This is a genomic window from Accumulibacter sp. (assembly GCF_023806625.1).
Taxonomy (GTDB): Bacteria; Pseudomonadota; Gammaproteobacteria; order Burkholderiales; family Rhodocyclaceae; genus Accumulibacter.
Window position 1 is genome coordinate 1 of sequence record NZ_JAMTDX010000114.1, and the last position, 20,523, is coordinate 20,523.

Annotated in this window: 19 protein-coding genes and 1 tRNA gene; 8 read left to right on the forward strand and 12 right to left on the reverse strand. The window is 64.8% G+C overall.

The window, feature by feature from the left end:
* Nucleotides 1-53: 53 nt before the first annotated feature.
* From NFW05_RS18250 to nadC, 3 genes are all read right to left on the reverse strand, one after another.
* Nucleotides 54-130, reverse strand: a tRNA-Met gene (locus NFW05_RS18250).
* Nucleotides 131-957: 827 nt separating this feature from the next.
* Complete coding sequence (locus tag NFW05_RS18255) at nt 958-1,095, reverse strand: hypothetical protein (protein ID WP_295310188.1); 138 nt, start codon at nt 1,093-1,095, stop codon at nt 958-960.
* A gap of 193 nt (nt 1,096-1,288) precedes the next feature.
* Nucleotides 1,289-2,149, reverse strand: coding sequence for a carboxylating nicotinate-nucleotide diphosphorylase (gene nadC, locus NFW05_RS18260; RefSeq protein WP_295310190.1), 861 nt, complete (start codon nt 2,147-2,149; stop codon nt 1,289-1,291).
* A gap of 54 nt (nt 2,150-2,203) precedes the next feature.
* On the opposite strand from nadC, the gene NFW05_RS18265 reads away from it, so the two are divergent.
* Nucleotides 2,204-3,679 (forward strand): FMN-binding glutamate synthase family protein, encoded by a 1,476-nt coding sequence (locus NFW05_RS18265; RefSeq protein ID WP_295310192.1) that lies wholly within the window; start codon nt 2,204-2,206, stop codon nt 3,677-3,679.
* Nucleotides 3,680-3,696: 17 nt separating this feature from the next.
* On the opposite strand, the gene NFW05_RS18270 is transcribed toward NFW05_RS18265, so the two are convergent.
* The 4 genes from NFW05_RS18270 to NFW05_RS18285 form a co-directional block, all read right to left on the reverse strand.
* Nucleotides 3,697-4,443, reverse strand: coding sequence for a UDP-2,3-diacylglucosamine diphosphatase (locus tag NFW05_RS18270; protein WP_295310194.1), 747 nt, complete (start codon nt 4,441-4,443; stop codon nt 3,697-3,699).
* A 30-nt stretch (nt 4,444-4,473) separates the two neighbouring features.
* On the reverse strand, nt 4,474-4,965 hold the full coding sequence (locus NFW05_RS18275; protein WP_295310196.1) for a peptidylprolyl isomerase: 492 nt from the start codon (nt 4,963-4,965) through the stop codon (nt 4,474-4,476).
* A complete protein-coding gene (locus NFW05_RS18280; protein WP_295310198.1) occupies nt 4,962-5,531 on the reverse strand; it encodes a peptidylprolyl isomerase in 570 nt (189 codons plus the stop codon). The genes NFW05_RS18275 and NFW05_RS18280 overlap by 4 nt, the downstream gene beginning before the upstream one ends.
* Before the next feature lie 85 nt (nt 5,532-5,616).
* Nucleotides 5,617-6,603 carry a tetratricopeptide repeat protein gene (locus tag NFW05_RS18285; protein ID WP_295310200.1) on the reverse strand — a complete coding sequence of 329 codons (987 nt, stop codon included), beginning with the start codon at nt 6,601-6,603 and terminating at the stop codon, nt 5,617-5,619.
* Between the two features lie 119 nt (nt 6,604-6,722).
* On the opposite strand from NFW05_RS18285, the gene cysS reads away from it, so the two are divergent.
* Nucleotides 6,723-8,096 (forward strand): cysteine--tRNA ligase, encoded by a 1,374-nt coding sequence (cysS, locus tag NFW05_RS18290; protein WP_295310202.1) that lies wholly within the window; start codon nt 6,723-6,725, stop codon nt 8,094-8,096.
* A gap of 51 nt (nt 8,097-8,147) precedes the next feature.
* Here the strand turns inward: cysS and NFW05_RS18295 are convergent, their stop codons facing one another.
* The 4 genes from NFW05_RS18295 to grpE form a co-directional block, all read right to left on the reverse strand.
* Nucleotides 8,148-9,290, reverse strand: coding sequence for an ABC transporter substrate-binding protein (locus tag NFW05_RS18295; RefSeq protein ID WP_295310204.1), 1,143 nt, complete (start codon nt 9,288-9,290; stop codon nt 8,148-8,150).
* A 297-nt stretch (nt 9,291-9,587) separates the two neighbouring features.
* On the reverse strand, nt 9,588-10,706 hold the full coding sequence (dnaJ, locus tag NFW05_RS18300) for a molecular chaperone DnaJ (protein WP_295310205.1): 1,119 nt from the start codon (nt 10,704-10,706) through the stop codon (nt 9,588-9,590).
* A gap of 68 nt (nt 10,707-10,774) precedes the next feature.
* Entirely contained in the window at nt 10,775-12,706 is a 1,932-nt protein-coding gene (gene dnaK, locus NFW05_RS18305) for a molecular chaperone DnaK (RefSeq protein ID WP_295310207.1), read from the reverse strand.
* 95 nt (nt 12,707-12,801) lie between these two features.
* Entirely contained in the window at nt 12,802-13,398 is a 597-nt protein-coding gene (gene grpE, locus NFW05_RS18310; RefSeq protein ID WP_295310209.1) for a nucleotide exchange factor GrpE, read from the reverse strand.
* A 175-nt stretch (nt 13,399-13,573) separates the two neighbouring features.
* On the opposite strand from grpE, the gene NFW05_RS18315 reads away from it, so the two are divergent.
* The 3 genes from NFW05_RS18315 to NFW05_RS18325 all read left to right on the forward strand — a co-directional run bounded on the left by NFW05_RS18315 (nt 13,574) and on the right by NFW05_RS18325 (nt 16,300).
* The gene (locus NFW05_RS18315) at nt 13,574-14,923 is read left to right on the forward strand and encodes a serine/threonine-protein kinase (protein ID WP_295310211.1); all 1,350 of its coding nucleotides are present in this window, start codon (nt 13,574-13,576) and stop codon (nt 14,921-14,923) included.
* A 205-nt stretch (nt 14,924-15,128) separates the two neighbouring features.
* A complete protein-coding gene (locus NFW05_RS18320) occupies nt 15,129-15,875 on the forward strand; it encodes a TerC family protein (RefSeq protein WP_295310213.1) in 747 nt (248 codons plus the stop codon).
* A complete protein-coding gene (locus tag NFW05_RS18325; protein WP_295310215.1) occupies nt 15,872-16,300 on the forward strand; it encodes a universal stress protein in 429 nt (142 codons plus the stop codon). Before NFW05_RS18320 ends, NFW05_RS18325 begins: the two co-directional genes overlap by 4 nt.
* 99 nt (nt 16,301-16,399) lie before the next feature.
* On the opposite strand, the gene cysB is transcribed toward NFW05_RS18325, so the two are convergent.
* Nucleotides 16,400-17,347, reverse strand: a complete 948-nt coding sequence (gene cysB / locus NFW05_RS18330; RefSeq protein WP_295310217.1) for an HTH-type transcriptional regulator CysB — start codon at nt 17,345-17,347, stop codon at nt 16,400-16,402.
* 210 nt (nt 17,348-17,557) lie between these two features.
* Here cysB and NFW05_RS18335 point away from each other — a divergent pair, with 210 nt between their 5' ends.
* From NFW05_RS18335 to NFW05_RS18345, 3 genes are read left to right on the forward strand one after another with little or no spacing between them, the layout of a single operon-like run.
* Nucleotides 17,558-19,267: a nitrite/sulfite reductase gene (locus tag NFW05_RS18335; protein WP_295310219.1), complete on the forward strand. Its 1,710-nt coding sequence runs from the start codon at nt 17,558-17,560 to the stop codon at nt 19,265-19,267.
* Entirely contained in the window at nt 19,260-19,781 is a 522-nt protein-coding gene (locus NFW05_RS18340; RefSeq protein WP_295310221.1) for a DUF934 domain-containing protein, read from the forward strand. The genes NFW05_RS18335 and NFW05_RS18340 overlap by 8 nt, the downstream gene beginning before the upstream one ends.
* Nucleotides 19,778-20,512: a phosphoadenylyl-sulfate reductase gene (locus tag NFW05_RS18345; RefSeq protein ID WP_295310223.1), complete on the forward strand. Its 735-nt coding sequence runs from the start codon at nt 19,778-19,780 to the stop codon at nt 20,510-20,512. The genes NFW05_RS18340 and NFW05_RS18345 overlap by 4 nt, the downstream gene beginning before the upstream one ends.
* The last annotated feature ends 11 nt before the right edge of the window (nt 20,513-20,523 follow it).

Here is a 20,523-nt window from a genome sequence, read left to right on the forward strand (position 1 = left end):
CCCACCACCAGACCAAAAACCCACACCTATCGGTCGCCTACTTGTTAAAGAACTGGTTGCGGGGACAGGATTTGAACCTGTGACCTTCGGGTTATGAGCCCGACGAGCTGCCAGACTGCTCCACCCCGCGGCAAGACAGGACCGGACGGCGACTTGCTGAACCGCCAGCCGAGGCCGGCGACGCTGACAGCCAGGCTGACATCGACGCGGCTCCGTTCCTGCAAGAATTCGAATTGTAGCTGTCCGGGGCGAGCGCGTCAACGCCCCCCAAGCGCCTGGATATCGGGAGGCTGTTCGCGTCCTGCGTTGCGCCGGACTCGAGTGAGATCCGGAGTGCTCGGCAGTGGGCGTTGGCCAGCGTTGAGGCGGTGCCAGCTCGCGCGAGCGTCGTCAGGCTTGGCCGCGAGAGCCAGCCTCGACGATGCCCGGCATGGCCCGCCGGCACGGATCGTGGAACGGTTCGAGCCGCTCGTCTGTTACGACGCTCCGCTGGAGACCTTTCGTGCAACTGCCAATGCCCCGCCAAACCATCTCGGGGAAGAACACGTCGGCGCGCGTCCCTGTGGAGTCCTCGAGAGCCTGCGCGATCGTCTGAAGGATGGTCAACCCGTGCCGCCAACCCCGTGAAGATCAGGCATTTGTCTTGCTGATTACCCAGCGAGTCGAGCACGGACGCAGGCGCTGCGCGGTCGTTTGGCCACGCCCGATGGAGACCACTCGATCGGTGGGCGAAGCCACTTCAGCGGCCTGGTGCCGCGTTCCGGGAAACCTGGACCCTCTCGACTGCAGCGTGCCGGATTCATCGTCGCCGAGCCGCAGCTTGCCGCGCCTGTTCGTCCCCGTCTGCACACCGATGGCTTGCCCGAAGTTTGGGGCCCCGATCCCCGAACAGCCACGGGCACCCTCAGCGCCGAGGCACGGCCCGGTTGAACTTCGAGGTCGACCGCTCAGTGGCCCCTAGAGGAAGATGACTGCCGGGAAGACCGCTGCAGCGAGCAAGTAGATCAGCCACTCGAGATTGTATCTCTCTAGAAAACCGGTGAAGTGCATCACCAGAATCGTGATCGCCAGTACGTAGAACAGCGCAAATAACATCCAGACACCCTCTCTCCACCTGCCTCGGTCACGACCGATGCGTCTTCGGCGCGCATTGTGCTACTGATTATACGACTTCTCCAGTAGTCGCCGCCGGCTTCGTCGGAATGTCCAGGCCAGCGAATCAGCCGCCGGCGCTTGCGTCAGGCGGCCGACCCGATGACGCCGGCGCGGACGATCGGGAAGACGGTGATCAGCCGGCGCCGAAGCGCATCGACAGATCGAGCGCGCGGACGTCCTTGGTCAGACCACCCACCGAGATGCGGTCGACGCCGGTTTCGGCAATCGCCCGTACGGTGTCGAGACTGACGTTCCCCGAGGCCTCGAGGATCGCCCGCCCGGCATTGAGGGCGACCGCCTCGCGCAACTCGGCGAGGCTCATGTTGTCGAGCAGGACCATTTGAGCCCCCGCGCCGAGCGCCTGCTGCAGCTCGGCGAGGTTCTCGACCTCGATCTGCACGAACTCGCAGCGGTCTTCGGCGGCCTCGGCGACCCGCCTGGCTTCGGCGAGCGCGCCGGGGATTCCACCGGCAGCGAGAATGTGGTTCTCCTTGATCAGGATGCCGTCGTAGAGACCGAGGCGGTGGTTGCTGCCACCGCCGCAACGCACGGCGTACTTCTGGGCGAGGCGCAGACCCGGGATCGTCTTCCTGGTGTCGACGACGCTGGCGCGCGTTCCGGCGACCCGTTCGGCGTACTGCGCCGCTTTCGTGGCGACGCCGGAAAGCAGTTGCAGGAAATTGAGCGCCGTGCGTTCGCCGGTCAGCAGTCCGCGTGCCGGGCCTTCGATCTCGCAGAGCAGTTGATCCGCGGCCACACGCTGCCCATCCAGAGCTTTCCAGACGACGGCGATCGTCGGGTCGATTCGCGCGAAGCAACGCTCGAACCAGGCGCAACCGCAGAGAATCGCCTCCTCGCGGGCGATCACCCTCGCCCGACCGACCTGGTCGGCTGGGACGAGCTGCGCGGTCAGGTCGCCGCTGCCGATGTCTTCGGCGAGCGCACTGGCGACGTTGCGCTCGATCTCGGCCTGGAGCATCGCTGCAAAGCTCATGGCAATTCCCGTACACTAGCAACCAATTCATTCTAGCACTACCGGAAGCCAGCCATGCCCGACCTCCTCCTGACTACCCTCGGCGTCCTCGTCGCTGCGGCGTTCATCGGCTCCCTGATCTATCTCTACGTCCAGGACGTCACCCAGGAGAAGCACGCAGTCCTGCGCAACTTCCCGCTGGTCGGTCACCTGCGCTATTGGTTCGAGCGCCTCGGCGAGTACTTCCGGCAGTATTTCTTCCTCGGTGACCGCGACGAAATGCCCTTCGACCGGGCGACGCGCAGCTGGGTCTACCGGATGGCCAAGAACGAAGGCGGGATCATCGGCTTCGGCTCGACCTACCGCATCCACGAAACAGGTGCACTGGTCTTCGCCAATGCGCCGTTTCCGGTGCTCGATGAGGAGCAGCAGGTGACCCCGCCGGTGGTCATCGGCGAAGGCTTCTGTCGGACCCCGTTCGTCGGCCGCTCGCTGGTCAATGTCAGCGCGATGAGCTTCGGGGCGATTTCGCGCCCGGCCGTGCGCGCGTTGTCGAAGGGCGCGGCGGCTGCCGGCTGCTGGATGGATACCGGCGAAGGCGGTCTCTCGCCCTACCATCTCGAGGGTGCCTGCGACATCATCTTCCAGATTGGCACCGCCAAGTACGGCGTGCGCGACGCCAATGGGCTCCTCTCGGACGAGCGCCTGCGTGAGCTCGCCGCGCACGAGACGGTCCGTGCCTTCGAGATCAAGCTTTCCCAGGGAGCCAAACCCGGCAAGGGCGGTGTGCTGCTCGGCAACAAGGTCACTGCAGAAATCGCCGCGATCCGCGGAATAGCCCAGGGGCAGGATTCGCTGAGCCCGAACCGCCACCGTGACATCGCCGACGCCGACCAACTGCTCGACCGAGTCGCGCACATCCGCGAGATCACCGGCAAGCCGGTCGGCGTGAAGACGGCGATCGGCGGCGAGCGCTTCATGGAGGAGCTGACCGCCGCGATCCGCCGCCGCGGCATCGCCGCCGCGCCGGACTTCCTGACTATCGACGGCGGCGAGGGCGGGAGCGGCGCGGCGCCTCAGGCGCTCGCCGACCACATGGCGCTGTCGATCGACGAGGCGCTGCCGCTGGTCGCCGACGCGCTGATCGCCAGCGGGCTCAGGGAGCGGGTCAGGCTGATCGCCTCGGGCAAACTGGTCACCCCGGCGCGAGTCGCCTGGGCCCTGGCCGCGGGCGCAGACTTCGTGAATACGGCGCGCGGCTTCATGTTTTCGCTCGGCTGTATTCAGGCACTGCGCTGCCATGCGAACACCTGTCCGACCGGCATTACGACGCACGACCCGCGCCTGCAGCGCGGCCTGGTCGTCGAGGACAAGGCCGGACGAGTCGCGGCGTATTGCCGGAACATGAATCGCGAGGTCGAGATGATCGCCCATTCGTGTGGGCTACACCACGCGCGCGAGCTTCGCCGCGAACACGTGCGCATCGTCCAGCCGTCGGGGCAGAGCATCGCGCTGAACGTGCTCCACCCCTACCCCGCGGCAGGCGCCTGACCCCGCCCGGGCCGCCGTCAGGTCGCCGGCTGCGGGACGAGCGACTCGCGGAGGAGTTGCTCGCCGTCCCAGCAAAGGCACTCGCCGCGCGTGTGGCTCCAATCGGCGAGCACCCAGCGCTCGACGGCGATGCCGTCGACGATGTGCTCGTGCATCGCCGGGCGATGCGTGTGACCGTGGATCAGCGTCGCGTAACCGTTGGCGCGGAGGAAGTCCTCGGTCGCACCGAGATTGACGTCCATCAGATAGCCGGCCTTCCCACGCTTGGCCACTTCGCTCTGCTCGCGCACGGCCATCGCGATCGCCCGCCGTTCGGCCAGGGGTCTGGCCAGGAAAGCCTTCTGCCACGCCTCCTGGCGGACCATCGCCCGGAAGGTCTGGTAATCGGTGTCATCGATGCACAGCGCATCGCCGTGCGAGAGGACGAACTGCCAGGTGGGCAGCGAGAGGACGAACGGGTCAGGCAACAGTCGGACGCCGCTACGCGCCGCAAAACCTTCACCAAGCAGAAAATCGCGGTTGCCGTGGAGGAGCGACACCTCGACGCCGCTGCCGACGACTTCGCGCAGCGCGCCGACGACCGTCGCGGCCAACAAATCCTCGCCGTCTTCGAGACAGTCGTCACCGGGCCACGCTTCGAAGAGATCGCCGAGGATGAACAGCCGCTCGGCGGCTCGTGCCCGTCCGGCGAGGAAGTCGACGAACAGGTGGGTGACCGCTGGCGTCGCTGGCGACAGGTGCAGGTCGGATACGAAGAGGATCAAAGGTCGCCCGGGCAGCCCGATCGACGGGCTTCAGCAGACTTCGGCACGAGTGATCAGCACATCCTCGACCGGGACGTCGCCATGGAACCCCGCGGTCCTGGTTCTGACCGACTTGATCCGGTCAACAACCTCGGTCCCTTCGACGACCTTGCCGAAGACGCAATAGCCCCAGCCCTGCGCGTTGGCCGCCCGGTAGTTGAGGAAGTCGTTGTTCACGACGTTGATGAAGAACTGTGCGGTCGCCGAATGCGGGTCAGCTGTCCGCGCCATGGCGATCGTATAGGCGTCGTTCTTCAGGCCGTTGTCGGCCTCATTGTGGATCGGCTGACCGCACGGTTTCTGTTTCATGCCCGGCTCGAAGCCGCCGCCCTGGACCATGAATCCGGGAATCACGCGGTGGAAGATCGTGTTGTCGTAGTGCCCGGCCTCGACGTAATCGAGGAAGTTGCGAACGGTCAGCGGCGCCCTGGCGGCGTCGAGTTCGATGCCGATGACGCCGAAGGTGGTGTGCAGCCTGATCATGGTTTGCCTTTCTCGGGGAGAATTCTTGCCGACTGGATGACCACGGCTTCGACCGGAACGTTTTCGAGCATCGCGCGGCTGCCGGTACTCACCCTGGCGATCCGGTCGACGACGTCCATTCCTTCGCTGACCTTGCCGAACACTGCGTAGCCCCAGCCATCGGGCGACGGGTAATCGAGCGACGCGTTGTCGCGGTGGTTGATGAAGAACTGCGAACTCGCCGAATTCGGATCGGCGGTGCGCGCCATGGCCACCGTACCCCGCTGGTTCTTGAGGCCGTTCCTGGCCTCGTTCTCGACGCGCCGCGTGGTCGACTTCTGCTGCAGGTCGACGGTGAAGCCGCCGCCCTGGATCATGAAACCCGGGATCACGCGATGGAAGACCGTACCGCTGTAAAATCCTTCATTGACGTACTGGACGAAGTTCTGGACGGTCTTCGGGGCCTTCTGCGAATCGAGTTCGATGACGATCCGCCCCATACTCGTCTGCAGTTCGACGCTCGGCGCGGCGATGCCGGCAAGCGGAAGCAACACGCCGGCGGTGAGGACGAATTCCTTCCAGTCCATCAGACCACTCCTCCATGAAACAACGGCCGCTGCACAGGCCGATAACGCTTCCCCAGGGCCGCCAGGGCCCGCCGCTGCCGCACGGTCAACCGATCCGCTCCTGCTCGATCAGCCAGCGACCCCTCGACTTCCCGAAAACCAGCGTCTTGATCACCGACGACTTGAGCGCGGGTGACGAGAAATTCTGCCTGAAGCGGACCGTCGCCTTGTCACCGGAGAACGATACCCGAACCTCCTCGACTTCGACCGAGATCTTGCCCGGCTTGTGCATCGGACGCGTCCGCTCCGTCTCCCACGCCTTGCGCGAAAGCCCGCGCGGCGGCCGGAAGTCGGCCGAATAGTACGCGAAGTAGGCCCGCGTGTCCTTGCGCGACCAGGCGTTGGCCCAGCCCTCGAGCGCCTTGAGAACGGCGGACTCATCCGCCGGTGAAGCAGGGGCCGCCGCAGCGTCGACCTCCGGCCCGCGCGCCGTGGAAGCCGCCGCCTGCGGACCGCCGGCCAGGCCCGTCTCGCCAGCCGTACGCAGCCCGCCGCCCGCGGCAGCACTGCCGATTTCGCGGAGTCTGGCGAGTTTCGTCTGGGTCTGCCTGCGCGCCGGGTCGATCTGGATGGCCTTGTCGTAGGCCTGGCCGGCGAGCCGCACATAGACGTCACCAAGGTTCTCGTGCGCCGTCGCGTAGCGCGGCTGGACGCGGATGGCCATCTCGAGCGCCGTGCGTGCCTTGTCGTACTGCCTCTGCTGCGCGTAGAGGACGGCCAGGTTGTTGTACGGTTCTGGAAGTTCGGGATAATCCTCGATCAGTTTGCTGAACACCTCGATCGCCTCGGGCGAGCGGCCGAGTTCGATGAGTAGCAAAGCGCGCGCGAACCTCGCCTGGGCATCATCGGGCTTGCCGGCGAGGAAGGTGTCGATCTTTTCGAGGGCAAGCGCCGGGTGGCCCTGTCGGCTCAGGCGCTGCGCATCGCTCAGATCGTCGGCCAGGAGCAGCGGCGACGAGCAGCCGAGAAAGAAGCCGGCAAACAGCGCAGCCGCGCGCCCCGGCCAGGGCGCCAGAGAGATCGAGCGCATCATGATATACTCGGCCGAACGGCACTCAACGTCACGAAAGAGTGCGATTCTAGCAGGAAGGACCTGCACGCCGTGAAACTCCGCGGCACCCCTGTTGGAGCGGCTTCGCCGTTCGCCCGCCCATGCTCAAGATCTACGACTCCCTGACCCGGGAGAAGCGACCCTTCATTCCGATCACTCCCGGCAGCGCGCGCATGTACGTCTGCGGGATGACCGTCTACGACTACTGCCATCTCGGCCATGCGCGCGTGCTGGTCGTTTTCGACATCGTCCAGCGCTGGTTGCGAGCCAGCGGCCTGCAGGTCTGTTACGTCCGGAACATCACCGACATCGACGACAAGATCATCCGGCGTGCCCGGGAGAACGGCGAGAGCCTCAGCGCGCTGACCGGGCGCTTCATCCGCTTCATGGACGAGGACGCCGCCGCACTTGGGGTCGAGAAGCCGGACCACGAACCCAGGGCAACCGAATACGTTCCGCAGATGCTCGAACTGATCGGACGTCTGGAGCAGAATGGCCTCGCTTACCCAGCCGCCGGCGGCGACGTGAACTTCGCGGTGCGCAAGTTTGCTGGGTATGGGAAACTCTCGGGCAAGTCACTCGACGACCTGCGCGCTGGCGAGCGCGTCGAGGTCGACGAAGCCAAGCACGATCCGCTCGACTTCGTGCTCTGGAAGCGGGCTCGTGAGGGGGAGCCGAGTTGGCCTTCACCGTGGGGCGACGGGCGCCCCGGCTGGCACATCGAGTGCTCGGCGATGAGTTCGCACCTGCTCGGCGCGCACTTCGACATCCACGGTGGGGGGCAGGACCTGCAGTTCCCGCACCACGAGAACGAGATCGCCCAGTCCGAAGGAGCGAACCGCGGCCCGTTCGTCAACTACTGGATGCACAACGGCTTCGTCCGCGTCGACGACGAGAAGATGTCCAAGTCTCTCGGCAACTTCTTCACGATCCGGGAGATTCTCAAGCGATACGACCCCGAAGTGCTGCGCTTCTTCATCCTCCGCGCACATTACCGGAGCCCGCTCAACTACTCGGACGCCCATCTCGACGACTCGCGACAGGCGCTGAGCCGGCTCTACAACGCCTTGCGCAGCGTGCCGCCCGAAGAAGTCCGGCCGGACTGGGACGACCCGTATGCTGAGCGCTTCCGCCAGGCAATGGACGACGATTTCAATACCCCGGAAGCCGCCGCGGTCCTCTTCGACCTCGCCGGAGTGGTCAACCGCAGCCGTTCGGCAACGCTCGCTGGCCGGTTGCGCTGGCTCGCCGGTCTGCTCGGCCTACTCGCCCGGGATCCCCAGGATTTCTTCCAGGCCGCCTCGCCGGATGCCGGCGAATGGTCCGCCGAACGCATCGAGGCGCTGATCGACGAGCGGAGCGCAGCCAAACGGCGCAAGGACTACGGCGAAGCAGACCGGATTCGCGCCGCGCTGCTCGCCGCCGGGGTCGTCCTCGAAGACAGCGCCCGGGGCACGAGTTGGCGTCGCGCGTGAAGCACTCCCGGACGATTTGAACTCGGCGGCTTGGGCCGGGCCTCCCGCCGTTCAGCGCAGCACGCGTCCGCCGCTGCCGATCACCGTCAGGTCGACGAAGCGCGAGCCGAGGCGGTCGGTCGGCGAGAAGCTGATCCGGTAGCCGCCGAGGTCGTGGTTCTGCATCGCTTCGAGACTGCTCACCAGCTTCTCTCGCGTCGGCTCCTTGCCCGACTTGCGCAGGGCATCGACGAAGATCCTGGCCATCACGTACGCCTCGAGGCCGTAGTACGAGGCCCTGCCCTGTTTGCCGAGGAGTTTCTGGTAGTCGCGGACCAGCGGCGTGGTGTCGTTCCACGGGTAAGGCATCACTTGCGAGATGCCGATTCCGCGAGCCTCATCGCCGAGTTCCTGGACGAGCAGATCGGCACCGACCGGCGAGAGGGTCATGAACTGCGGCTTCTGATTGGCCTTGCGCATCGCGCGCACGAAGGCCGCGGTCGGCTTGTACAGCGTCACCATGATCACCGCCTGGGGATTGGCCGCGGCGATGGTCCGGACGGCCTGACTGACGTCGACCGAATTCCGTTCGACGGTGGCTACCGCCGAGGGAGCCTGGTTGTGTTTCCTGAGCGCGGCGACGACGCCATCGAGACCCGACTTGCCGAACCCATCGTTCTGATAGAGCACCGCGATGTTCCGGAAGCCCAGCGAGACGAGCTGATTGACGATCGCTTCGGTCTCGTTTGCGTAGCTCGCCCGAACATTGAACATGTAGCGGTTGTTGGGGTTCTCCTTCGGCGACTGACGCAGACTGTCGGCGCCCGAGATCGTTCCGACCAGAGGCACCCTGGCCGGACCGAACACCTCGTTCATCGCCATCGTCGTCGGACTCGATCCATAGAAGGCGAGCAACGCGAAAACCTTTTCCTGCGCGATCAGCGCACGGGCGTTGGCCACCGTTCGCTCGGTCTCGTAACCGTCGTCGAGCGCGCGCAGTTCGAGACGCCTCCCGTGAATGCCGCCGGAGTCGTTGATCTGCCGGAAATAGCCGTTGATCACCGACTTCATGTCCAGACCATAGGCGCCGTTCGGACCCGAAAACGGTGCGCTCATCCCGATCAGCACGCTGTTGTCGGTAACGCCAACCTCTCCGGCGAGCACCATGGTCACCCAGCATAGGAAAGCAAGCAGACAGACCTTCGCACGCCTCATCCGAACTCCCCCTGTCAGCAGCGCCCCAGCGGTCAACGACCGGAGGCCGAGAGCGATGATGATCGCCGGGGATGCTGACGCTCGCCTTACAGCCGTCAGTCGGCGAAAGCATTCCGGCGCTGCAGGGACACCGGTGACGGCGGGCTTGTCTTCAGGGGTTGGGCATGAATCTGCTGTGCTACCGATCTGCGGCGTTGCTCACTCGCTCACTTCTCGCCCATCTATCGGACAGGTCCGGTCGTTCGCTCGCTCGCGCCGGACATCCCGGCCTGCTCGCGACGATTTCTCGACAACCTCTCAGGTTGCGGCGAAGAACTCGCGCACCCGGTCCATCCAGGACTTGGCGCGCGGATTGTGCTGAGCTGCGTTTTCGCGACTCGATTCCTCGAACTCGCGGAGCAGTTCCTTCTGCCGCTCGGTCAGATGCACCGGCGTCTCGACGACCACATGACAGAGCAGGTCGCCGTGCGCCTGACTGCGCACCCCCTTGATGCCCTTGCCACGCAAACGGAAGACCTTGCCCGACTGGGTTTCGGCGGGAACGCGGATCTTGGCCACACCGTCGAGGGTCGGAATGTCGATTTCACCGCCAAGGGCAGCGGTGGCGAAGCTGATCGGCATCTCGCAGTGCAGATCGTTCTGCTCGCGCTGGAAGACCGCATGCGGCTTCAGATGGACCTGCACGTAGAGGTCCCCCGGCGGGCCGCCATTGACGCCGTGTTCGCCCTCGCCCGAAAGCCGTATCCGATCGCCCTCGTCTACGCCCGCCGGGATCTTGACGGCCAGCGTCTTGTGCTGCTTGACGCGCCCCGCCCCGTGGCAGGTAGTGCATGGATCGGCGATGAAGCGCCCGGTTCCGTGGCACTTGGGGCAGGTCTGCTGGATCGAGAAGAAGCCCTGCTGCAGGCGAACCTGACCACTGCCCTGACACGTCGGGCAATTCTTCGGCTGCGTCCCGGCCTTCGCGCCGCTGCCATGGCAGGCATCGCAGACATCCATCGTCGGGATGCGGATCTTGGTTTCGGTACCGAAGGCCGCTTGTTCGAGCGTGATCTCGAGGTTGTAGCGCAGGTCGGCGCCACGATAGACATTCGACCGTCCGCCCCGCCGCCCACCGAAGATCTCGTCGAAGATACCCCCGAAGGCATCCGAGAAGCTGCTTGCGCCGCCAGCCCCCATGCCGGCTTGCGGATCGACTCCCGCGTGACCGTACTGGTCATAGGCCGCACGCTTGTCCTCGTCGGACAGGATCTCGTACGCTTCCTTGACTTCCTTGAAGTGTTCCTCGGCTCTCGGGTTGTCCGGATTGCGGTCCGGATGGTACTTCATCGCCAGCTTGCGGTAGGCTTTCTTGATGTCGTCGTCCGAGGCATCGCGATTGACACCCAGAACGTCGTAGAAGTCTCGTTTGGCCATCGGTTCTCGAGCAACTGGAAGGGCGGAAGCGAGGCGCGATTATACGCTCCGCCCCCACCGGAGAATGCCTACTTCTTGTCCTTGACCTCGGTGAACTCGGCGTCGACGACGTCGCTGTCGTCCTTCTTCGCCTCGCCCCCCCCGGCTCCGCCTCCCGGACCCGAGTGCGCGGAGTGCTCCTGGTGCTGCGCGTACATCTTCTCGCCGAGTTTCTGCGCAGCCGTGCCGAGCGCCTCGCTTTTTGCCCGGATCGCCTCGAGGTCGTTGCCGCGGATCGATTCCTCGGCTTCCTTGATCGCCTTCTCGATCTTCGCCTTCTCGCCGTCGGAGAGTTCCTTGCCGTACTCGGTGAGCGACTTCCTCACCGTGTGGATCGTCGCGTCGCACTGGTTGCGCGCTTCGGCCAGTTCGTGTGCCTTGCGGTCCTCCTCGGCGTGCACTTCGGCGTCCTGAACCATCCGCTGGACCTCGGCTTCGGAAAGACCTGACGACGCCTGGATCCGGATGCGGTTCTCCTTGCCGGTCGCCTTGTCCTTCGCCGAGACGTGCAGAATCCCGTTCGCGTCGATGTCGAAGGTCACTTCGATCTGCGGCATGCCGCGCGGCGCCGGCGGGATGTCGGCCAGGTTGAACTGGCCGAGGCTCTTGTTACCCGAAGCCATCTCGCGCTCGCCCTGCAGCACGTGGATCGTCACCGCCGACTGATTGTCGTCGGCCGTCGAAAAAACCTGCGTCGCCTTGGTCGGGATCGTCGTATTCTTCTTGATCAGTTTGGTCATCACGCCGCCGAGCGTCTCGATCCCCAGCGACAACGGCGTCACGTCGAGCAGCAGGACGTCCTTGACCTCACCCTGGAGGACACCGCCCTGAATGGCCGCTCCGACGGCGACGGCTTCGTCGGGATTGACGTCGCGACGAGGTTCGCGAGCGAAAAACTCCCTGACCTTGTCCTGCACCTTCGGCATCCGCGTCTGACCACCGACAAGGATTACGTCGTTGATGTCGCCGACCCGGCAGCCTGCATCCTTGAGTGCGATCCGGCACGGTTCGATCGTCCGTTCGATCAGGTCGTCGACCAGCGACTCGAACTTCGCGCGGGTGATCTTCAGCGTCAGGTGTTTCGGACCCGATGCGTCGGCGGTGATGTAGGGCAGATTGATCTCGGTCTGCTGACTCGAGGAGAGCTCGATCTTGGCCTTCTCGGCAGCGTCCTTGAGTCGCTGCAGCGCGAGAACGTCGGCCTTGAGATTGACTCCCGACTCTTTGCGGAATTCGTCGATGATGTAGTCGATCAGGCGCTGGTCGAAGTCCTCCCCACCGAGGAAGGTATCGCCATTGGTCGACAGCACTTCGAACTGGTGCTCGCCCTCGACCTCGGCGATCTCGATGATCGAGATGTCGAAGGTGCCGCCACCGAGATCGTAGACGGCGATCTTCTTGTCACCCTGCTTCTTGTCCATGCCGAAAGCCAAGGCGGCAGCGGTCGGCTCGTTAATGATCCGCTTGACCTCGAGACCGGCGATCCGCCCCGCGTCCTTGGTTGCCTGGCGCTGACTGTCGTTGAAGTACGCCGGAACGGTGATCACCGCCTCGGTCACTTCCTCACCCAGGTAGTCCTCGGCGGTCTTCTTCATCTTGCGCAGAACCTCGGCAGAAACCTGCGGCGGCGCGATCTTCTTGCCACGCACTTCGACCCACGCGTCGCCGTTGTCCGCCTTGATGATCCGGAAGGGCATCAGCGAGATGTCCTTCTGCACCTCCTTTTCCTGGAAGCGGCGACCGATCAGTCGCTTGATCGCATACAAGGTGTTCTTCGGGTTGGTTACTGCCTGACGCTTGGCCGGCGCACCGCAGAGGATTTCACCGTCGTCGGCGTAGGCGACGATCGAAGGCGTCGTCCGCGCCCCCTCGGAGTTCTCGATGACCTTTGGCTTCGCGTTCTCCATGATCGCCACGCAGGAGTTGGTCGTCCCGAGGTCGATGCCGATGATTTTTCCCATCTCGTGATCCTTTCAGTGTGTCGTTGTCTTCGGTCAGTTCCGCGCTGGGCGGCAGGCCTGTGAATGAAGCCTAGCTTGGGGCTCGAACAGCGATTTCAAGCGCCCGCCCTGGCGACGATCACGAGTGCTGGACGCAGCACGCGGCCAGCGAGCAGGTAGCCCTTCTGCAGCACGGTCACCACGGTATTCGGCTCCTGTTCCGACGCGACGACGCTGATTGCCTGGTGCTGATGCGGGTCGAACTTCGCACCGAGCGGATTGACCTCCGTCAGCGCCGACTTCTCGAATGCCGCAATCAGCTGCTTCAGGGTCAGCTCCGTCCCCGCGCGTAGGCTGTCGATACTCGGCGCATCGGCCGCCAGCGCCGCTTCGAGACTGTCCTTGACCGGCAGGAGATCACCGGCAAACCGGTCAATCGCGAACTTCGAGGTCTTGGCGATGTCCTCCTGAGCCCGCCGCCGCACGTTCTCGGTTTCGGCCCGGGCGCGCAGCCAGAGATCACGATACTCGTCGGCCTTGGCTTGCGCCTCGCGCAGGAGGTCCTCGCCACGAGGAGCCTGTTCGGCAACGGGTGCGGCAGCAACGGCCGCCTCAGGGGCCTCGCTGGATTGCCTATCGGCGGGAGCTGCACCGATCTCGGGTTCGTGCGCTGGAGCATTCTGTCGGTCTGGCGAAGTGTCGTTTGCGTGCATGGATCGGTTCTCCTCAAAAACGGCTTAGAGTTTGGGGCACGTTCGGCCATTTCAAGGACCGGTTGAGTGCCTCTGGGCGAACGCTGTATCAGGCGAGACCAATTTTTCTGCCCGCTGCGGCCTTCTGCTGCTAGCATCCATGCTTTGGCTGTGGGTCAACGGAAGTCGTCTACGAATGGTGGACAAGATCGGCAAGTATGAAGTGATCCGCTCCCTGGGCAAGGGCGCGACGGCGATGGTCTACCTCGCCCACGATCCGGACCTCGACCGACAGGTGGCCATCAAGCTGATCCGCTTCAGCGAGGAAAACGCGGCGATGTCCCGCCGCCTGCGCAAGCTCTTTCAGACCGAAGGCGCGATCGGCAGGCGCCTCGACCACCCGAACATCGTCAGGATCTACGATGCGGTCGTCGAAGCCGATCAGGCGTATCTGGTCATGGAGTTCGTCGACGGCACCGGTCTCGACAAGTACTGCGCGATCAATCGCCTGTTGCCGATGCACCGGGTCATCGGGATCATCTTCAAGTGCTGCCTGGCACTCGACCATGCCTTCCGCCAGGGGATCGTGCATCGTGACATCAAGCCGGCCAATATCCTGATCGACGCCAACGACAACCCGAAAATCACCGACTTCGGACTGGGCCTCAACCTGCGAAAGGACATGGGCACGGACTCGACCTTCGTGATGGGGGTCGGCTCGCCAGCTTACATGTCGCCCGAGCAGGTGAAGAATTACCCGCTGAACCACAAGACCGACCTCTATTCGCTCGGCGTACTGCTCTTCCAGTTGCTCACCGGGCGACTGCCTTTCCGCGCGACCAACCCGGCAACACTGGTCTACAAGATCGTCAATATGGACTCGCCATCGGTCTGCGCGCTGAACCCGAACCTCCCCCCCGGACTCGACCCGATCATCAGGAAGGCTCTCGAAAAGGACCTCTACAGCCGTTACCGCAACGGCGCCGAGTTCGCCAAGGATCTTTCGGCGGTGCGCTACCAGATGGTCGACGAGAATCAGGTCGAGCGCGACCAGAACCACTTCGAGCGCCTCCGCAAGCTCGAGTTCTTCGCCGCCTTCGAGGACGTCGAGCTGTGGGAAGTCCTGCGCATCAGCGTCTGGCGCGAACTGTCCGAGAAAATGACCCTGATCCGCGAGGGAGACAGTCACCGCAAGTTTGGGGTGATCGTAGACGGCTTCGTCGAGGTGTCGACCAATGGACGAGTGATCTGCCGCCTCGGGCCGAGCGAGGTGGTCGGGGAAATGGCCTTCCTCCATCCGACCGACACCAAGCGCCAGGCGACCGTCGTGACCCTCGAAGCGACGCTTTTCCTGGAGGTCAACAGCGCCGCACTCGAGCTGAGCTCCGACGAACTCCGCGAGCGTTTCCACCGGGTCCTGCTAAGCCGCGTACTCGACCGTCTGCGCGAGGCGAACAGAGTGCTCGCCAAGCTCGGCCAGACTGCGGTCCAGGGCAGCCAGTCGCTGACTGGCCAGGGCCTGACGCCGCCACTCGAACTGCTCTAGGCCGGCGACCCGCCGATCTGGGTACGACGATCCACTGCGTCGCCGTTGCGCCGCTTCTTCGCCGGGTTGTGCGATAATCCGGCGTCATCCCCGACAGGGCGTGGGCGGGATGAGGCGCTGAGCGTCGGCAGAGAACGCCAGCGACGCCCGGCGAGGCCACTGGACAAGAACAGGCCTTTGGCCCGTCTCACACGGAGGAACGGTCTTGACGCCTGATCTCGCTTCTCCGGTCTTCTGGATCTCCGTACTCCAGATCATCACCATCGACATCCTGCTCGGCGGCGACAACGCCGTTGTCATCGCGCTCGCCTGCCGCAAGCTGCCCGACACCCAGCGCAACCAGGCCATCACCTGGGGCGTGTTCGGTGCGATCGCGCTGCGCGTCGTGCTGATCTACTTCGCGCTGCAGCTTCTCGCGATCCCCTATCTCAAGATCGTCGGCGGACTGCTGCTGGTCTGGATCGGCGTCAAGCTCGTCCTCCCCGAACACGAGGACGCCCACGGCAGCCTACAGCAGAGCAGCACGCTGCTCGGGGCGATCCGGACGATCATCATCGCCGACGCGGTGATGAGTCTGGACAACGTGATCGCCGTGGCGGCTGCGGCCCACGGCTCGATCGTCGTGGTCGTCTTCGGCATCGTCGTGTCGATCCCGATCGTCGTCTGGGGGAGCAAGCTCGTCCTGGCCCTGATGGACCGCTTTCCGGTCGTCATCACGGCCGGCGGCGCCCTGCTCGGCTGGATCGGCGGGGGAATGCTGGTCACCGACCCAGGTTTTCCGCAGGACTGGCGCAATCTGATCCCGCACACGACGTTGCTGGTATCGGCAGCCGGCGCGCTGCTCGTCGTGTTGATCGGCAAATGGCTGGCCAGCCGCCAACGCGCCCCGCATCCGGCGATCGAGCTGTCTGCGCCCGCGCCCGAGCCGGCCAGCGAAGGAGAGGTCAAGTGAGTGCAACATGGCTGATCGCCGTCGACGGATCGGCGCACGCATTGCGCGCCGTCGACCACGTCATTCGTGAACTGGGCAGCAACGTCGTCCGTCCGAAGATCCAGCTCGTCAATGTCCAGGCGCCGCTGCCATCGGACGTCTCCCGTTTCCTGGACAGCTCGGTGATCCGGGACTACCACAGCGACGCCGGCGACGCGGCGCTGGCCGAAGCGATCACCCGGGTTGAAGCGGCGGGGCTCGCCTGCTCGCATCATGTCCTCGTCGGCGAGCCGGCGCAGACGATCGTCCAGTTCGCCCGCGAGCAGAAATGCAATCTGATCGTCCTCGGAGCTCGCGGACGCGGCTCCGTCGCCGGCATCCTGCTCGGCTCGGTGACCAGCCGGGTCATCCATCTGACCGATCTGCCGGTGCTGGTCGTCAAGTAGATCGACTGGCTCCTTCCGGGAGGATCTCCGCGGCGACCGGCGAACGGCACAGGAAGCGCGCCTCCGTCTCCCCGCCCCGGCGCCCTGCGTCACCAGCCTTCAGAGCTCGTATTCGTCGGCCGGTCGCGCACCGGACATCGCCATGTCGACCGCCTTCCGCGTCAGATGGGGGGCGAAAAGCTCAATGAAATCGTACTCATAGCGGCGGATGTGCATGCCGCGGCGCAGTCCGATTCGGGTCGTGTTCAACCCGAACAGCGTCTCGGCGTCGATCGCCTGCAGACCGGCGTCGCGTGTCGGATCGAAAGCCATTCGGGCAATGATCCCGAGCCCGAGGCCGAGACCGACGTAAGTCTTGATCACGTCGGCGTCGATCGCGGTGAGCACCACGTTCGGCGTCAATTGAGCGAGTTCGAAGGCCCGGTTGATCCTGGAGCGACCGGCGAACGCGGGGTCGTAGGTGATCAGCGGCCAGCGCGAAAGGGCGTGGAGCGAGAGCGGTCTTTCGACAAGGATCGGATGGCCGTCGGGCGCGATGACGCAATGCGCCCACTGGTAGCAGGGCAGCATGACCAGTTGCGGGTACTGGTCGAGCGCCTCGGTGGCGATGGCGATGTCGGCCTCGCCTTTGGAAGTCAGTTCGGCGATCTGAACCGGGTGTCCCTGATGCAACGACAGACGGACCTTCGGATGCCGGTCGACGAAGCTCTTGACGACCGCCGGTAACGCATAGCGCGCCTGGGTATGCGTCGTGGCGATGATCAGGCTGCCCGAGTCGCCGGCAGCGTACTCCTCGCCCACCCGGCGGATGTTCTCGGCGTCGCGGAGGATCCGCTCGGCGATTTCGAGCACCACCCGCCCCGGCTGGGTGATCGCGGTCAGTCGCTTTCCTCCGCGCTCGAAGACCGTGACCCCGAGTTCGTCCTCGAGCAACCTGATCTGCTTCGAGATGCCGGGCTGTGAGGTGTACAGAGTCTCCGCGGCCTCGGACACGTTGAGACCTCGGCGGGCCACTTCGACTAGATAACGAAGCTGCTGAAGTTTCATGATCGAAAAGCTCCAAAGGTTATAACAATCTAACCGAATCGTCTTTTTGGATCAAACGGCAGCTGCTACCATGCGCCGGCCTTGATTGCTGCGCCGCGTCATCCGTCTCTCCGGAGCGGTCCTTCGAAAATCCCTGAACGGTCCGGATGACGCCTCGAACCAGCCACGGGAAACGCGGCTGGCGCAGCCGAACTGTTCATGGAGCGAAGCATGTACCGCTACGACCCGACTGATCAACGGATGATCGACGAGCGTGTCGCCCAGTATCGGGATCAGATTTCCCGCCATCTCGCCGGCGAGCTTTCGGCCGACGAGCTGAGGCCGCTCCGGCTCCAGAACGGGCTGTACATCCAGCGCCACGGCCCGATGCTGCGCATCGCGATTCCCTACGGCCTGCTGTCGTCGAAGCAGTTGCGCAAGCTCGCCGAGATCTCGCAGCGCTACGACCGCGGTGTCGGGCACTTCACGACGCGCCAGAACCTGCAGCTGAACTGGCCGCAGCTCGAGCAGACTCCCGAGATCCTCGGCGAACTGGCGAGCGTGCAGATGCACGCGGTGCAGACTTCCGGCAACTGCGTGCGCAACATCACCACCGACGCCCTCGCCGGCGTCGCCCCCGACGAACTGGCTGATCCGCGCCCCTACTGCGAGATCCTCCGCCAGTGGTCGACTTTCCACCCGGAGTTTGCTTTCCTGCCGCGGAAGTTCAAGATCGCCGTCAACGCCGCGGCGAGCGACCGGGCGGTCATCCGCGTCCACGACATCGGTCTCGACCTGGTCCGCGACGAGCACGGCGAGACAGGCTTCCGCGTCTTCGTCGGCGGAGGTCTCGGGCGGACGCCGATGCTCGGCAAGGTGGTCAATGAATTTCTGCCACGTCGCCACCTGCTCTCCTACGTCGAAGCAATCCTTCGCCTCTACAATCGCTATGGCCGCCGTGACAACCTGTACAAGGCGCGCATCAAGATCCTCGTCCAGGCTCTCGGCATCGACGAGTTCAGAAGACAGGTCGACGACGAATGGTCACATTTCAGGGATGGGCCGACGACCGTGCCTGACGAGGAGTTCGAGCGCCTTGCCGGGCATTTCGCTCCGCCAGCATGGGAGGTGCTGCCCGCCGACGACCCGTGGCCCACGGCGCAGGCCAAGAGCAACCGCGCGTTCGCCAACTGGCTCGGACGCTGCGTCCAGCGACACCGTATGCCGGGTTACGCGGCGGTGACCCTGTCGCTGAAGGCGCCCGGAAAGCCTCCCGGCGACATCACCGACGTCCAGATGATCGCCGTGGCCGATCTCGCCGACTGCTTCAGTCTCGGCGAGTTGCGCGTGACGCACGAACAGAATCTCGTTCTCGCCGACGTCAGGCAGCGCGATCTGTATGAAGTCTGGCAGATTGCCCGGCAGAACGGCCTGGCGACACCGAACATCGGACTGCTCACCGACATGATCTGCTGCCCGGGCGGCGACCTCTGTGCGCTGGCCAACGCCCGGTCGGTACCGATCGCCGCAGCGGTTCACGAGACCTTCGACAATCTCGATTATCTCCACGACATTGGCGACATATCGCTGAACATCTCCGGCTGCATGAACTCGTGCGGCCACCATCATGTCGCGAACATCGGGATTCTCGGCGTCGACAAGAATGGCGAGGAATGGTACCAGATCACCATCGGCGGCCAGCAGGGAAACGCCGCGACGATCGGCAAGGTGATCGGCCCGTCGTTCTGCGCCGGTGAGATCCCCGGGATCATCGAGGCACTGATCGCCGTCTACCTCGATCAGCGCACACCCGAAGAGCGGTTCATCGACACCTTCCAGCGCATCGGGATCGAACCGTTCAAGACCCGTGCCTACGCCCGGCGAGACCGCCAGCGCAGCGCACCGGCCCCGGTGGACGAAAGAGAGGTGGTCAATGCCTAGGATCATCCGCGACGCGACGATCGTCGAGGACGACTGGCAGGTCGCCGACCTCGGCGAAGGACAGAGCGCCTTGGACATCACGCTGCCCGAAGGACTGGTGCTCTTCCCGCTGAACGTCTGGCTGCAGCGTCGCGAGGAGATCATCGCCCGTAACCAGCCGATCGGCGTCTGGCTGCGCAGCGACGAGGCACCTGAAGCGCTCGTCGGCGACATCAGCCGGTTCAGCGTCATCGGCATTCATTTCCCCAGGTTCACCGACGGCCGCGGCTGCTCGACTGCCCGGCTGTTGCGCGAACGCCATCGCTTCGTCGGCGAGATCAGGGCCATCGGCGACGTGCTGCAGGACCAGCTGTTCGCCATGCGCCGCTGCGGCATCAACGCCTTCGCCTTGCGCGCCGACCGCAGTCTCGAGCAGGCTCTGCCCGCACTGAAGACCTTCAGCGACAGCTACCAGGCCGCCGCGGACGAGCCAAGACCGCTGTTTCGTCGCCGTCTGGCCGGGGAACCGGGATGAGCACGGCGCGACAAACAGCCGACCGGCCATTGCCCGAGACTCTCGCCGCCCGCGTCGAGGCCGCAAGCGCACTGCTCCAGGAAATCGCCGACGACTTCTCCCCGGCAGCGCTGGCCAGCAGCCTCGGGGCCGAAGACATGGTGCTCACCGATCTGATCGTCCGCGCGGGGCTGCCGATCGGCATCTTCTCGATCGACACTGGCCGGCTTCCAGCGGAAACCTATGACCTGATCGCCCGGATCAGGAAACACTACGGCCTCACCCTGCGCGTCTACTTCCCGCGTCACGATCTCGTCGAGGCGTACGCGCTCGAGCACGGCGTCAACGCCTTCTACGAGTCGGTCGACCTGCGCCGGCAGTGCTGTTACCTGCGCAAGGTCGAGCCGCTCGAGCGTGCGCTCGGGGGACTCAAGGCGTGGATCACCGGGATGCGCGCCAGCCAGTCGGCGACCCGCGAGGGACTGCCGCTGCGCAGTGTCGACGAAGCTCACGGCGGCCTGATCAAGTTCAACCCGCTCGGCGAGTGGAGCGAGAGCGAAATCTGGGCGTATCTCAGGAGCCGCTCGGTACCGTACAACGCCCTGCACGACAGGTTCTACCCGAGCATCGGCTGCGCACCCTGCACGCGTCCGGTCACTCCCGGTGAAGACACCCGCGCCGGCCGCTGGTGGTGGGAAAACCCCGAGCTCAAGGAGTGCGGCCTGCACGTCGCACGCCCCCGAAATTCCTGAACGACGGTCCA